This is a genomic window from Eubacterium maltosivorans (assembly GCF_002441855.2).
GTDB classification, from domain to species: Bacteria; Bacillota; Clostridia; order Eubacteriales; family Eubacteriaceae; genus Eubacterium; species Eubacterium maltosivorans.
The window spans coordinates 438,127-451,770 of sequence record NZ_CP029487.1 but is presented as its reverse complement, the minus strand read 5'-3'; the positions used below and the strand labels follow the sequence as shown (position 1 = coordinate 451,770).

Sequence of the window (13,644 nt, the reverse complement as noted above, 5' to 3'; positions counted from 1 at the left end):
TTAAATTATAAAAGAATTTGGAAGTCAAAAAGACTCGCAGACCATGAATAGTCTGCGAGTCTTTTTCAATCAATTCCACCACACCCGGACCCTTCTAAAATATGTTTATAAACGTTAAAACCTCCCGCTGCTTTCACAACAGCGGGAGATTTTTTATCTTATTTTTTGTGTTCTTCCCTACACTCCTGATATCAGAGATAACTGCCGCTTTGCATGGAACTGCTTTTCCTCAGGCTTCTCTGAAAAATGGCAGAGCCCATACTTCTGTAAGCACTTTAGCAGCCTGGCCGCCTCGACAGGGGCCATATCGCACAGTGGCAGGCGGCAGCTTCCCACGTTCAATCCCATATCATTGAGGGCCTGCTTAACAGGAATGGGGTTGATGTCTGAAAACAGCGCCTCTGCCAACTCCAGATAGTAAAGCTGGAAATAACGGCTTTTGCCTATGTTACCCTCAAAATAGCTGGCGCAGATTTGGTGGATCTGCCCGGGAATCAGGTTGGACAGCACCGAGATGACACCCTCTGCCCCCAGTGCCAACGCTGGAACGATCTGGTCGTCATTGCCCGAGTAAATGCTCAGCGCATCACCGCATTCGGCGGCAATCTGCGCCATCTGGCTGAAATTGCCACTGGCCTCCTTAACCGCTGCAATATTGTCGATCTCAGACAAACGCTTATAGGTATCCACAGCGATATTGACCCCAGTGCGGGAGGGTACATTATACAGAATAATGGGCAGTCCAGTAGCCGCTGCCCCTGCCTTAAAATGCTCATACAGTCCCTGTTGTGACGCCTTGTTATAGTAGGGTGTTACTGAAAGCAGGGCGTCAGCCCCAAGCTTTTCCATTTTGCCGGCCAACTCTGCGCTGTGAGCGGTATTGTTGCTGCCCATATTAGCAATGACAGGGACATGCCCTCTCACAGCCTTAACGGCAAACGCTGTCAGCTCAAGCAGTTCCTTTTCCGAAAGCGATGCTGACTCGCCTGTGGTGCCGCCGATAACCACCGCGTCGGCGTGATGCTTCAGCTGGTAGTCGATCAGTCCCGACAGGGTGTCGTAAGAAATGGACCCGTCGGGCTTCATCGGGGTCACCAGCGCGGTGGCCACACCTTTAAAAATCTTAGTTTTCATGTTTTTTTCTCTTATCCTCCAGCGGGCTATACTGCCGGAGCATGATCTGTGGCACAGCGTTTCAGCTGTTCACGGCTGCGGCTTCCGCTCAGCCTCGCGTAGACGCGGCTCAGGTGATAAAGCTTTTCAGCCTTGCGTGACAGGGTAAGGTTATCGGCATCGTTTCCGGTCGCTGCCACGAAAAGCTTGATATTGTCAACCCCTAAAGAACGAAGTGCTGTCAAATCCTGTCCATCACCAAGGAACTCAGTTCCCAGAAAATGCCGGTCGATCCTTTCAAAGGCGTGATAATCCTTGTCCATGATCACAACCTTATAGCCCTTATTCGATAAAGACATTGCCAGGCGGGCGCCCATTTGGCTGCATCCCACAATGACAGCAGTTTTCTTTACGCTTGTTTTCAACTTGATACTTCCTCACTTTGATAAGATTTTTGTTGTCTCTTATTATAGGTTCTTTTCTGTAAAGATGGGATTAAAAAGCAGGGACGCCGCGTAAAAAACACATAAAAAGAAAAGGAACCGTCCGTTGCGCTGGGCGGTTCCTTCTCTCAGGTAAAATTTGTCATACGATTTTATCAGAAGCCTAAAAGCGGGCCTCCGAAGAATACTACGATGCCGATAATCACGACATACACCGCGCAGAATTTCATGGTCGAGGTTAGGATCTTGCCTTCCTGACCAATTAACCCAGTGGCCGCTGTCGCAACAGCGATACTCTGGGGTGAAATCATTTTTCCGGCTGTAGCGCCAGCCATATTGGCTGCCGCGATCCAGAAGGGGTCTGCCCCGATGGAGCCAGCCGCCTGTACCTGCAGCTCGCCAAAAAGGACGTTGGCCGAGGTATCGCTTCCTGTCACAAAGGTACCGAGCGCACCGATGATGGGCGCGATAAGGGGATAAAAGCCGCCTGTAACGGCCACCAGTACCATGGCGATGGAAGTGATCATTCCGCTGTAGCCCATAACCTTGGCCAGGCCTACAATGGAACAAACTGTGATCGCTGTTTTTCCCATCTGTTTGATGGTTTTACCAAACACAACAGAAATTTCTCTGAACTTCAGCCCCTGCAGCAGCCCGCCCAGGTAGGTGGCAAGGATGATCAGGGTTCCCGGACAGGCGATCCACGCAAAGGTGTAGGGCTTCGCGCCCTCTCCGGTATAAATGGGAATTGAGGTTTTGATGCTGCCCAGCGGCTCACTGATAAACGGGAACAGCGATGAGCAGAGGATGATAAAAATAAAAACCAGAATGAAGGGCAGCCAGGCCATGAAGGCAGTTTTCAGGGGGACCTTCACAGCCCCGGCAGCTTCCTCCTTGTTATAAAACTTCTTGGCGACCAGAACGGTCACGCCCATACAGATCAGTGACCCCACAATGGCGGGAAGCTCTGCTCCAAGGAACTTCGCCACAAAAATCTGAGGAATGGCAAAGGCCAGCCCAGAGATTAAAGTGATGCCAAACACACCCTTAATGGCCTTGAATCCCCCGCCAGTAAGCATGACCAGTACAAACGGAATAATGAGAATGAGCACAAAAAGCTGGATGGAAACCGTATAGGACAGCTGCATTACATTCAGGTCCGTTACCTGGGCCAGCGTGGTGACGGGCAGGCCAATGGCCCCAAAGGCTGTCGGCGTGGTGTTCGCGATCAGGCACATGACCGCTGCCGAGATGGGATTAAAGCCGAGAGAGGCCATGATGCCAGCCGGGATGGCCACCGCGGTACCAAAACCCGCGATGGCTTCCAGAAAGCCGCCGAAGCCCCAGGCCAGTATGAGTACGAGGATGCGTTTATCTGAGGACACGCCAGTCATCATGTTTTTAATGGTTTCCATGCTGCCCGAATAAGTGGTAAGGTTGTAGGTAAACACCGCCGCGATGATGATGTAGACAATGGGCCAAAGCCCCATGACAATGCCCTCAAGGGCACCGGTAAAGCTGTCAAGCGCTGGCATTTTCCAGACCAGTATACTGAGAACCAGGGTGATCACCAGGGCCACGGGGCAGGCCTTATGCCCTGGTATTTTCATCACACCCAGTGAAACAATCAACCAAATGATGGGGATGAGCGCCAATATGAAAAGAACATAAATGTTGTCCATCTCCATACCCCCTTACATCTGGCAGACTTTTTTAGGGTTCAGAATATTCTTCGGGTCAAAAGCATGCTTGATGCCGTCCATCAGACCCATTTCATATTCGCCATAGTCGTTAAAGAGGTATTTTCGTTTGGCATAGCCGATGCCGTGCTCGCCGGAAACCAGCCCGTCAAACTCAAGGGATTTGGCGTAAAGCTTATCCATGGCGGTGTCCAGCATTTCTTCCCATTCCTTTTCACCCAGCTCATCACGGCAGATGTAAAGGTGCAGGTTGCCGTCGCCGGCATGGCCAAAGCTCGGGATTCGGATGTTCAGTTCCTTTTCAAGGTCGTGGGTGTAGTTGATGAATTCTGCCACACGGTTTCTCGGGACCACCACGTCACATTCGTCCATTTCAGTGGTAGATGCCTTGATGGCTTCCAGGAAAGCGCCGCGGGCGCTCCAGACAGAGTCCTTACGCTCGTCAGTATCGACAATATACACATCCTTTGCCCCCTCACTCAGACAGAGGTCTGCCACCACTTCATACTCTGCTTCCACCTGTTCTTTGGTGTTGCCGTCAAAAGTGAGCAGGATGTAGGCATTGCTCTTGGTATCCGGGAATTTCTTACCTAAGAAATCTTCGGCAAAGAGGATGGTCTGGCGTTCCATAAACTCAATGGCTGTCGGGATGGCTTTGGATTTGATGATCTTTGGCACCACGGCAGCCGCTTCTGTAAAGGTATCGAAAGGCACCAGAAGGCTCAGGGTTTTTTTAGGCAGGGGCAGCAGCTTAAGTACAGCCTTTGTAATCACGCACAGAGTTCCCTCCGAGCCGATGACCAGATCCTTTAGGCTGTAGCCGGAGCTGTTTTTAACGATCTTTCCGCCAAGCTCCAGCACTTCCCCATTTGGCATGACCACGGTAAGACCGCGGACATAGTCACGGGTGACGCCGTATTTTACCGCGCGCATACCGCCAGCGTTGGTGGAGATATTGCCCGCGATGGTCGCTGATTTTTCACCTGGGTCCGGTGGGTAGAACAGGTCGTTTTCTTCCACAAATTTGGAAAGCTCCATGAGCAGCACGCCGGGTTCCACGGTCACTGTCAGGTTTTCTGTATCCAGCTCAAGGATATTGTTCATCAGTGTGGTTTCCAGCATGATGCCGCCATAGATGGGCACGCATGCGCCCACCAGACCAGTGCCCGAGCCTCTGACCACCACAGGAATGTTCTGTTCATAGGCATATTTCATGATGGCGGAAACCTCCTCGGTGGAGAGCACGCGCATCAGCACTTCCGGATAATTAGCAACAGTGCCCAGCTCGTCATGGCTGTAATCCTCAGAGATTTCATCCCCTACCAGGATGCGGTCCGCATCCACCAGGGTTCTTAAATATTCAACGTCCTTTTCATCAACTTTTTTGTAATCCATGGTTATACAGCCTCACTTTCCAGGGTTTCGTTCACATTTTTATTGTTTCGTATTTCTTCCATCAGCTCAGGGATGACTTCGTACAAATCCCCAACAATACCACAGTGGGCAATGTTAAAGATGGATGCGTTCTTATCATTATTAATGGCCACAATGTATTCGGAGTTCTGCATACCAGCGGCGAACTGGACTGAGCCGGACACACCCACAGCGATGATCAGCTTAGGCTTAACCGTACGCCCGCTCAGGCCAATCTGCAGACGCGGGTCGAACCAGCCATTTTCGATATTCGGGCGGGTACAGGCCATTTTCGCGCCGATGGCGTCTGCGAATTCCTGGACCATTGGCAGGTCTTTTTCACTCTTGACCCCACGGCCAACCGCAACGATGACATCGGCCTCAGAAATGTCAAAGCCTTTTTCCTTCTTAATGATTTCAAGAACCTCGATGGCGGAGGCAAAACGTTTTTCTTCTAATTTCATATTCACAATCTCACCCTTGGCCTCTTCAGAACGTTCCGGCGCTGAAAAAATCTTGTAGCGCACTGTGCAGAACTGCGGGCGGTTGTTTTCAGTGACGATCTGAGCCATGATGTTCCCACCAAAAGCCGGACGAATCTGGACTAAATCGGTGTTTTCCTTCATTTCCAGGATGGTGCAGTCTGCAGTTAAGCCGGTGCGGAAGCGAGCCGCCACACGCGGTGCCAGCGAACGGCCCACGTTGGTCGCACCCACCAGGATCGAGGATGGGTTTTCCTTGCGGATAAAGTCTTCAAAGGCGTTAGTATAAGGCTCGATGGAGAAATGCGCCAGGCGGGCGTCGTCATAGACAAAAACCTTATCGACGCCGTAGTGCAGCAGTTCTTTGGCCTTGTCACCAATGTTGTGGCCGATGAACAGGGCATATACCGGGTGATCGATGACGGAAGCCAGCTCCTTTGCCTTTCCGATCAGTTCGAGTGTTACCGGATGGATCTTCCCTTCCACATGGTCTACATAGACGGTAACGCCGCGGTATTTGCTCTTGTCAACCGCTTCCTTTTCATCCTCTTCCAGTTCTACATAGCCTTCAGGGCCTTTTTTCAGGCACAGCTTGCACATCTTACAGGCAGCGGTTACTTCCATCTTATCATTTTCAAAAGTAAAGGCCCCGAACGGACAAATTTCATTAAACTGATCGAAGATCTCCTGTCCGCAGTTTTCATTGATTACTTTAATTCCAGCCATTTTATCTCTCCCCTTTTATACATATTTCTTTTCAGCCAAAATGCCGTACAGCGCCTGGGCAACTTCTTTTCCGCTGCCCTCATAGGTGGTTTTTTCCACATTGCTTTCCGGTGGAAAAATCCGTTCGACCTGTGTGGCGGAGCCGTTCAAGCCATAGTTCTTTTCATCGGTGTCATACATGTCTTTAAGGGTCAGAACCTTAATTTCCTGTGTTTTTTCAAGGTCAAGTTTGCGCTTGTAGGAGGGCAGTCTTGGTGTATAAATGTCTTTGTCAACGGTGATCAGGCAGGGATAAGGCACATGCTGGATTTCAACTGTGTCCTCCATGTTCATCTGAACCGTCAGGCCCTTTTCATCGGCCTGCAGTATTTTACCAACGTTTGTAACATGTGGAATGCTCAAAAACTCAGCCATTTCCGGGCCAACCTGTGCGGTGTCGCCGTCGGTTGTCTGCTTACCGCAGATGATCAGGTCAAAATCGCCCAGCTTCTTGGCTCCCTGAGCCAGTGTATAGCTGGTGGCTACCACATCGGCGCCGCCAAATTTACGGTCTGACAAAAGACAGCCGTCATCGGCGCCCATGTAGAAGGATTCATAAATCACTTCCTTTGTCTGCATGGGCCCCATAGACAATGTGGTGATTGTCCCCCCAAGGTCTTCACGCAGACGTAGCGCTGTTTCCAAAGCGTACAAATCATAGGGATTCATTTTTGATTCAATACCATCACGGATTAATACACCTGTTTCCGGATCGACTTCGACATTGGAAGTACCCGGTACCTGTTTAATACACACTAAAGTTTTCATAATGACTCCTTAATTACTCCTTTTTAAACTTTCAATGGTAAGTGGTCTGACCACTTAAGTTGATTTCATTATAGAATCTTTGTAAAGGAATGTCAAGGATTTTTTACTCGTTTTCATGTTTATTTTTTAACAATCTTTTGTTTTTACGAAATAAAATCACAAAAATCCGCATGATTTAGCCGTTTTCAGGCATTTTTATTTTCTTTTATTATTTGTAAAATAAGTTCTCCTGTGATAAAATTAATTGATAAACTTAGGAGAATGAATGATGTATACTGAAATACCACAGAAAAAAATATATTTGCAGATTTTAGAGCAGATTAAATATAACATTGTCACCAAGCAGTTAAAGAGTGGCGACCGACTCCCCTCCGAGCGCCAGCTGTCCGAACAGCTGGGTGTTTCCCGCGCAACCGTGCGGGAGGCCATCCGCGCTCTGGAAATGATCGGCCTGGTACACTGCCGCCAGGGCGAGGGCAATTTCATTACTGAAGATTTTGACAACACCCTCACCCAGCCCTTATCCATTATGTTCTGGCTGAACGACGGCAAGGTCACAGAAATCCACGAGCTCAGGCGTTCCCTGGAGATCGAGGCGGCCAAGCTGGCTGCCATTCACGCCACCAGGGAGGATATCCTGAGGCTGGAGGAAATCTGCGCTGCCATCGAAAGCGAGCCAAATGAAGCTAAAAGTGCCGAGCTGGATAAAAAGCTTCATGATTCCATCGCGCTTTACTCCCGCAACAAGCTCATCAAGGATGTCTTAAACTCGGCCTCCACCCTGATTGAGGAGCTGATCAAGGACATGCGCACGCTTATCCTCATGGAGGAAGTAAGCGCCTCAGCCATCAACAGACAGCACCGCGACATTGTTGCCAGCATCCGTAAGCATGACCCCGATGCCGCCGCCCGGGCCATGCTCACCCATATGAGCTTCATCGAGGATTTTGTGACCGAGGTTCAAAGGGCCGTCGACATTAAGAATACAGAGGAAGACTAAAAAAGAGGTACGTCGTTTCGACGTACCTCTTTTATCTGTCCGGTTTATTCTATATGAAAGCTACTCAGACCAAGCCCTCTGAAATCTGCGTATTCTCCGGCCAGTTCCTCGACCGCCTTCTTTTCTGCAGCCCGAAAGGCCTCAAACAAACGTATTGAAATCTCCACCTTGTCCTTCTGTGTTTTTGCTTTCCATATACCGGCTGCCCGGCCGCCCTTCAGCACAACGCCCGGGTTGCCGACGGTTTTCCATACCTGCTTCTGGAGCCCTTTATCCTCTAAAAGAACCTGCCTGTCCTTAATGTCAAGATAAGGATCATGCGGGCCGAGCAGAATCAGCCGGTCACCGCTCTTTTCTGAGCGCAGCAGGCTGTCCCGGTCCGCCGACAATATGCTGGCCGCTTTTTTCCCCGCCGTGACCGGTTCCATTTCATCCGAGATGGTATGCCACAGGCGCTTTGCCTGTCTCGGGGAACAGCCCAGCCAGGCCATCAGGCCCTCCTTCGTGGACGGCCCATAGCAATGCAGAAATTTACGCACCAAGGTCTTTTCGGCGTCCGGTGTATGCTCCGGCAGGCCGCCTGTCCAGTTTTTAAACGAGGTAAAGGTTGGGCAGATGCCCTGCCGCTTGCCAAAGACCACCAGTGACGCAAAGGAACAGGGGCGCAGCAGGAAAGAAACCGCCGCTCCCCCAACAGTCTGCCGGTCAGGGCTGCCGTACATGGACGGCGCGCGCCAGAGCGCCCGCTTTTCCTCGGGCAGTTCGCGCTCAATGACCTCCGCCAGTGTTCTGTCCAGGGCTTCCTTGCTTTTGATGACACGATTGTCCAGACACTCTGCGGCTTTCTCTGTCCGCTTTAGTAAATCCTCAAAAGACATCTGCAAAAAATCAAGGGCGGCGGTGATTCCCCGTGTGTATATCCACGGCGTTTCCCCCTCCTGTGCCCTCAGCGCGGTCAGAAAGACTGCGCTTTGCTCTGTTGGAAAAACCACAGGCGCGCCGCGAAAGCTCCAGGCCTGTATCAAACTTTTTTCCAGATACAGGGCGTTCTGCGCCGCCTGCAGTGTGCAGCCCTCCAGCCGGTTAAACAATGCGGTTTCCCAGGCGCCTGGCGGTGAATTTTGAAAGCCGCAGGCGCCAGCGGCGGCAGTCATGCCTGTCATGGGCTGTTTTTTATCCAGATGATGTGCTCTCAGCCGATGGCTTCGGATTTGTTCTGTCTCTATACTCATAAGCCTCTCCATTGGGGTACGTCGAAACGACGTATCCCCCTACCACTCGATCAATTCGACTGGCATGGGCTCGGCGTTCAGGTACATATCCTCAACCTTGCCGTTCTTCATCTTAATAACCCGGTCCGCCATGGGGGTGATGGCCTGGTTGTGGGTGATGAGGGCAACCGTCATTTTTTCCCGCTGGCAGGTATCCTGCAAAAGCTTCAAAATATTTTTACCGGTGCTGTAATCCAGGGCACCAGTGGGCTCGTCACAGAGCAGCAGCTTTGGCCGCTTTGCCAGCGCTCTCGCGATGGCCACACGCTGCTGTTCCCCGCCGGAGAGCTGGGATGGAAAGTTGTCCATACGATCCTCAAGCCCCACACTCGCCAGGGTTTCTCTGGCATCCATAGGGTCCTTGCAGATCTGAGTCGCCAGCTCGACATTTTCCACGGCGGTCAGGTTCTGGATCAGGTTATAAAACTGAAAGACAAAGCCGGTATCATAGCGCCTGTAGGTTGCCAGCTCTCTGGCGTTCAGCGAGGAGACCTCCTTATCGCCCACAAACACCTGTCCCTCGTCACATCCGGACATGCCGCCCAGTATGTTGAGCACGGTTGTCTTTCCGGCGCCGCTGGGCCCAACCACAATGGCGAACTCACCCTCCTCGATGCCAAAGGAAATGCCGTTGGCAGCGTTGATGGTCACCTCGCCCATTTTATAACGTTTATAGACATCGTTAAATTCGACAAATTTTCTCATTGATACTACCCCTTATCGCTGTTTTCCTTATTATACAAAAACAACCTGAATTAAAACCATATACAATACGGTTCCCACCCCAATGCTGATAAGATTATTCCGCTTCCAGACATGAAGCGCCACCACAGCTGCCATGGCAATAAACTCCGGCAGGCCAAAGGGCCAGGCATTCATGGCCACATTGCGGTAACAGTATACCACCAGAATCGCAATGACCGCCGGGGGCAGAATCCTGCCAAGGTACAGCACCCATTCCGGCGGATCCTTACGCCCAAAAAGCGCGAAGGGCAGTACTCTGGTGATAAAGGTGCAGACTGCCACCACCGCCACAATTAAAAAAGCCTGTGAACCTCCAATCATTGCGCATCCTCCTGTTCTTCAGCGGCATTATGGGCTTTTTCTGTCACGTCCAGCCGCGCCTTAAGAAGCATCAGCAAAAGCACTGAGCTCAAAAGGGATGGCAGAATAAAGCTGCCGGGACCAAAGATCAAAAGGCAGACAATCCCAGCGGCCAGGCCGACCAGGGCTGGCAGATGGTTTTCTGCCTCCAGCCACTGCTCAACAAAAATAACAATGAACAGGGCTGTCATGGCAAAGTCGATGCCTGTGGTATCAAAGGTGATAAGCGCGCCCGCCACCGAGCCGAGCACACTGCCAATTATCCAGTAAATCTGGTCCATCAGGGCGATGGCCACATAGTACTGCTTTTCATCCACCCCCTTCGGTGTCTTTGCCGAGCAAAGCAGCGAATAGGTTTCATCGGTCAGTGAAAAGATCATGTACAGGCGCCGCTTTCCCATTTCCTTAAACTTCTGAATAAAGGAAAGCCCGTAAAAGGAATGGCGGATATTGATGGCAAAGGTCATCATGGCCATGGTGAACAGGCTCAGCCCGCCGTCAAAAAAGGTTACCAGTACAAACTGCATGGAGCCCGCGTACACCACCGTGCTGATGAGCGCTGCCCACAACACGCCATAGCCGGCTTTGCTTAAAAGCAGCCCAAAGGCAATGCCGGTAAACAGGTAGCCAAACAGGACCGGAAGGGTGGTGACGAATGCGCTTTCAAGTGTTTTTTTCATATGCCCTCCGCAAAATTCTTTTTAATGAAGCATTGAAAATGAAAAACGGAGAATTATGGGACGCTCCTGCCTGCGGCAAAAACGAATAGAGCAGCGGCCATTGGCCGCTGTCTAAATACAAAATGCCAATGCATTTTGCTCCTGTAATTCTCCATTCTCAATCCTGCATTCTCAATTTTATAAGCTCGCGACAACGTCTGCCGCGCCGTCCAGCCAGTCGCCCTTAAAGTCCTCAATTTTGCCGGCATCCACCAAGGAGGCGGTTTCCGGGTCGATCGGCAGCTTGGCCAGAACCTTCAGGCCCTTTTCCGCTGCGACTTCGTCAATATGGCTTTCGCCAAATACAGCAATCTTTTTACCACAGTCCGGGCATTCTACATAGCTCATGTTTTCAACAACGCCCAAAATAGGAATGTTCATCATGTTTGCCATGTTTACAGCCTTTTCAACGATCATGGATACCAGCTCCTGAGGAGAGGTCACGATGATAATCCCGTTGATGGGCAGTGACTGGAATACGGTGAGCGGCACGTCACCGGTTCCCGGCGGCATATCCACAAACAGATAGTCCTCGTATTCCCAGATAACATCGCTCCAGAACTGCTTTACCGCGCCGGCGATTACCGGGCCTCTCCAGACAACAGGATCGGTGTCGTTTTCCAAAAGCAGGTTCATGGACATTAAATCAATGCCGGTCTTTGTCTTAACCGGGTAAATGCCCTTATCGCTTCCCTGGGCCTTCTGGGTAATCCCAAAAGCCTTGGGGATGGAGGGACCTGTAATATCGGCATCGAGAATACCGGTAGATAAGCCCTTGCGTCTGAGCAGTACCGCCAGTGTAGAGGTTACGAGGGATTTACCAACGCCGCCCTTTCCACTGACAACGCCAATTACTTTTTTAACCTGACTCCAGGGATGCGCCTTGACTGAAAAGTCTGGTGCGCCGCCTTCACGCTCGTCACAGTCTGAGCCGCAGGTGCTGCAGTCATGGGTGCAGTTTTCTTCATCAACCATTTCATTCACTCCTTCAAACAAAAATCTTATAAAATGACATCGCCGTCAGAAAGAGCTTCCTGACGGCAATGGCTAAACTCATTTGAGCCTTATTATAACATATCTTTCAGCTTTTGTTAACTACTTTTTGGGCAAATGCCCAAATCAATGTAAAAAACGGTTTCCCTCTGGACCGATATAATCCGCACTGCCAAAGCCGAGAATCAAAATAAAAACCGGCCGCAGTATCATCAGGCCTATAGTAAAGCCCACGCCCTGCCCAAAGGACTGCGCCAGCTTATAGCTGATGCCAATGTATAAGACCACTGACACAAGGCTCATGACGCCGGCAATTAGGGTAAGAATGCCCATATCGCTGCCGCCGAGCCATCTGCTCAGCACCACACAAATAAGATTAACCCAGAAGAGCATTGTATTCCACGAAAATTTGTACACGGTGTACTCATTATAGAAAGGAATAAAGGACTTCCAGCCTGGTTCGCCAGTCTTCTCGAACATCTTCCAGCCCGCTGCCAAAATCAAAATATACCACAGCAGCATTAAAAGTGGCATTATCGTCATCAAAGCCATCGCTCCTCTCTCTTTTTAAAACCATATGCTTCCAAAGCTTTTTATTTCTTTTTTGCGGAAACCAGCAGCATCATGGGCCGTCGCATTTCATCCTTCATCCCAGGTAAATCGAGCATTTCCGCGGGAGGCTGGGGCTCAACGATGCGATGAAGCTCAAAACCGTTTTTAAGCAGTGTATCGAGATAGGTCGTAAGTGTCCGGTGGTACTTGGTCACTTCTTCTCCCAGAAAAACAGCCTTTCTTTTACCTTCATAATAATAATTGTCTACGGGAAAATGCAGAATCTCACCCGCGTCGTCGTAATACCAGTCCTGCGTGCCATAGGCGGTGAACACAGGATGCTCCACTGAAAAGACAAAATCACCGCCAGTGGCGGTAAAGCGGCTTATTTTTTCTACCAGAGCGGAAAAGTCCTGTATATAGTGAAACGCCAGCGAACTGATCACCACATCAAAGGCGTCCTCTTTAAAATCCAGGTCTTCCATGGCGCACTGCTGATAACAGATTCTTTCGTGACTGTTTTTCTTCCGCGCTGTTTTCAGCATTTTTTCAGATATGTCCACCCCCAGCACGCTGGCCGCGCCATGCTCTGCCGCGTACAGACAGTGCCAGCCATAGCCGCAGCCTAAGTCCAGTACGCGCTTGTCCTTAAAATCCGGCAAAAGCTTTTGCAGCTCAGACCATTCCCCTGCGCCTGCCAAGCCCTGGCGGGAGCGGCTCATTTCGCTGTATTTTTTAAAAAATACGTCATCATCGTATTTATTTTCTTTCATACTGCTTACTCCTTAAGCCTGCACACATCCACCCAGCTCAGCGCGCCGGAATACTGAAACAGATCGTCACAGGAAAGCTCGATCATGGAATTACTGCTGCCAGCCGCTGGAAACACCGTGTCAAAGCGCTTGAGAGAGTCATCCAGGTAAACCTCCACATCCGGGTTTTCAATGCCAAAGGGGCACACACCGCCGACCGCGTGGCCTGTAAATTCCAAAACCTCATCCGGCGACAGCATTTTTGCCTTAATGCCAAACTCTTCCTTGAATTTACGATTATCAATTTTTGTATCGCCTGCTGCCACAACAAGAATACACTCGTCATAACGTTTAAAAGACAGTGTTTTTGCGATACGGGCCGGAATCACACCTACAGCTTCTGCAGCCAGCTCAACGGTGGCGGTCGAAGCTGTCAGCTCTTTAACCTGATCCTCCATACCGTACTGTTTAAAATATGCCTTTACCTTATCTACTGCCATTTTTTCACTCCAATCCTTACCTTATATGATACCTTACCAGTTTACCGCGAATTTACCGCAAATGCAAGC

The 13,644-nt window shown here is 50.4% G+C and carries 15 protein-coding genes; 1 reads left to right on the top strand and 14 read right to left on the bottom strand.

What is annotated here, in order from left to right; all coding sequences use genetic code 11:
• Positions 1-177: 177 nt before the first annotated feature.
• The 6 genes from dapA to lctB all read right to left on the bottom strand — a co-directional run bounded on the left by dapA (position 178) and on the right by lctB (position 6,684).
• Positions 178-1,134: a 4-hydroxy-tetrahydrodipicolinate synthase gene (gene dapA, locus CPZ25_RS02245; RefSeq protein ID WP_096919547.1), complete on the bottom strand. Its 957-nt coding sequence runs from the start codon at positions 1,132-1,134 to the stop codon at positions 178-180.
• 26 nt (positions 1,135-1,160) lie between these two features.
• Complete coding sequence (locus CPZ25_RS02240) at positions 1,161-1,538, bottom strand: NAD-binding protein (protein ID WP_096919546.1); 378 nt, start codon at positions 1,536-1,538, stop codon at positions 1,161-1,163.
• A 173-nt stretch (positions 1,539-1,711) separates the two neighbouring features.
• A complete protein-coding gene (locus tag CPZ25_RS02235; protein ID WP_096919545.1) occupies positions 1,712-3,238 on the bottom strand; it encodes an L-lactate permease in 1,527 nt (508 codons plus the stop codon).
• A gap of 12 nt (positions 3,239-3,250) precedes the next feature.
• Positions 3,251-4,651: a lactate dehydrogenase subunit LctD gene (gene lctD, locus CPZ25_RS02230; RefSeq protein WP_058694773.1), complete on the bottom strand. Its 1,401-nt coding sequence runs from the start codon at positions 4,649-4,651 to the stop codon at positions 3,251-3,253.
• 2 nt (positions 4,652-4,653) lie between these two features.
• Positions 4,654-5,877, bottom strand: a complete 1,224-nt coding sequence (lctC, locus tag CPZ25_RS02225; RefSeq protein ID WP_096919544.1) for a lactate dehydrogenase subunit LctC — start codon at positions 5,875-5,877, stop codon at positions 4,654-4,656.
• Between the two features lie 15 nt (positions 5,878-5,892).
• Positions 5,893-6,684, bottom strand: coding sequence for a lactate dehydrogenase subunit LctB (gene lctB, locus CPZ25_RS02220; RefSeq protein ID WP_058694775.1), 792 nt, complete (start codon positions 6,682-6,684; stop codon positions 5,893-5,895).
• 265 nt (positions 6,685-6,949) lie between these two features.
• Between lctB and CPZ25_RS02215 the strand changes: the two genes are divergently transcribed.
• Positions 6,950-7,684 carry a FadR/GntR family transcriptional regulator gene (locus CPZ25_RS02215; RefSeq protein WP_096919543.1) on the top strand — a complete coding sequence of 245 codons (735 nt, stop codon included), beginning with the start codon at positions 6,950-6,952 and terminating at the stop codon, positions 7,682-7,684.
• 44 nt (positions 7,685-7,728) lie between these two features.
• Here the strand turns inward: CPZ25_RS02215 and CPZ25_RS02210 are convergent, their stop codons facing one another.
• From CPZ25_RS02210 to CPZ25_RS02175, 8 genes are all read right to left on the bottom strand, one after another.
• Positions 7,729-8,916 (bottom strand): winged helix DNA-binding domain-containing protein, encoded by a 1,188-nt coding sequence (locus CPZ25_RS02210; protein WP_096919542.1) that lies wholly within the window; start codon positions 8,914-8,916, stop codon positions 7,729-7,731.
• 39 nt (positions 8,917-8,955) lie between these two features.
• On the bottom strand, positions 8,956-9,660 hold the full coding sequence (locus CPZ25_RS02205) for an ABC transporter ATP-binding protein (protein ID WP_096919541.1): 705 nt from the start codon (positions 9,658-9,660) through the stop codon (positions 8,956-8,958).
• Between the two features lie 30 nt (positions 9,661-9,690).
• Complete coding sequence (locus CPZ25_RS02200; RefSeq protein WP_096919540.1) at positions 9,691-10,020, bottom strand: branched-chain amino acid transporter permease; 330 nt, start codon at positions 10,018-10,020, stop codon at positions 9,691-9,693.
• A complete protein-coding gene (locus CPZ25_RS02195) occupies positions 10,017-10,739 on the bottom strand; it encodes an AzlC family ABC transporter permease (protein ID WP_096919539.1) in 723 nt (240 codons plus the stop codon). The genes CPZ25_RS02200 and CPZ25_RS02195 overlap by 4 nt, the downstream gene beginning before the upstream one ends.
• 177 nt (positions 10,740-10,916) lie before the next feature.
• Entirely contained in the window at positions 10,917-11,753 is an 837-nt protein-coding gene (locus CPZ25_RS02190; protein WP_058694781.1) for an Mrp/NBP35 family ATP-binding protein, read from the bottom strand.
• Positions 11,754-11,897: 144 nt separating this feature from the next.
• Entirely contained in the window at positions 11,898-12,314 is a 417-nt protein-coding gene (locus CPZ25_RS02185; protein ID WP_243129375.1) for a DUF5684 domain-containing protein, read from the bottom strand.
• A gap of 50 nt (positions 12,315-12,364) precedes the next feature.
• Complete coding sequence (locus tag CPZ25_RS02180; protein WP_096919537.1) at positions 12,365-13,096, bottom strand: class I SAM-dependent methyltransferase; 732 nt, start codon at positions 13,094-13,096, stop codon at positions 12,365-12,367.
• A gap of 5 nt (positions 13,097-13,101) precedes the next feature.
• Positions 13,102-13,575, bottom strand: a complete 474-nt coding sequence (locus CPZ25_RS02175; protein ID WP_058694784.1) for a YbaK/EbsC family protein — start codon at positions 13,573-13,575, stop codon at positions 13,102-13,104.
• Between the last annotated feature and the right edge of the window lie 69 nt (positions 13,576-13,644).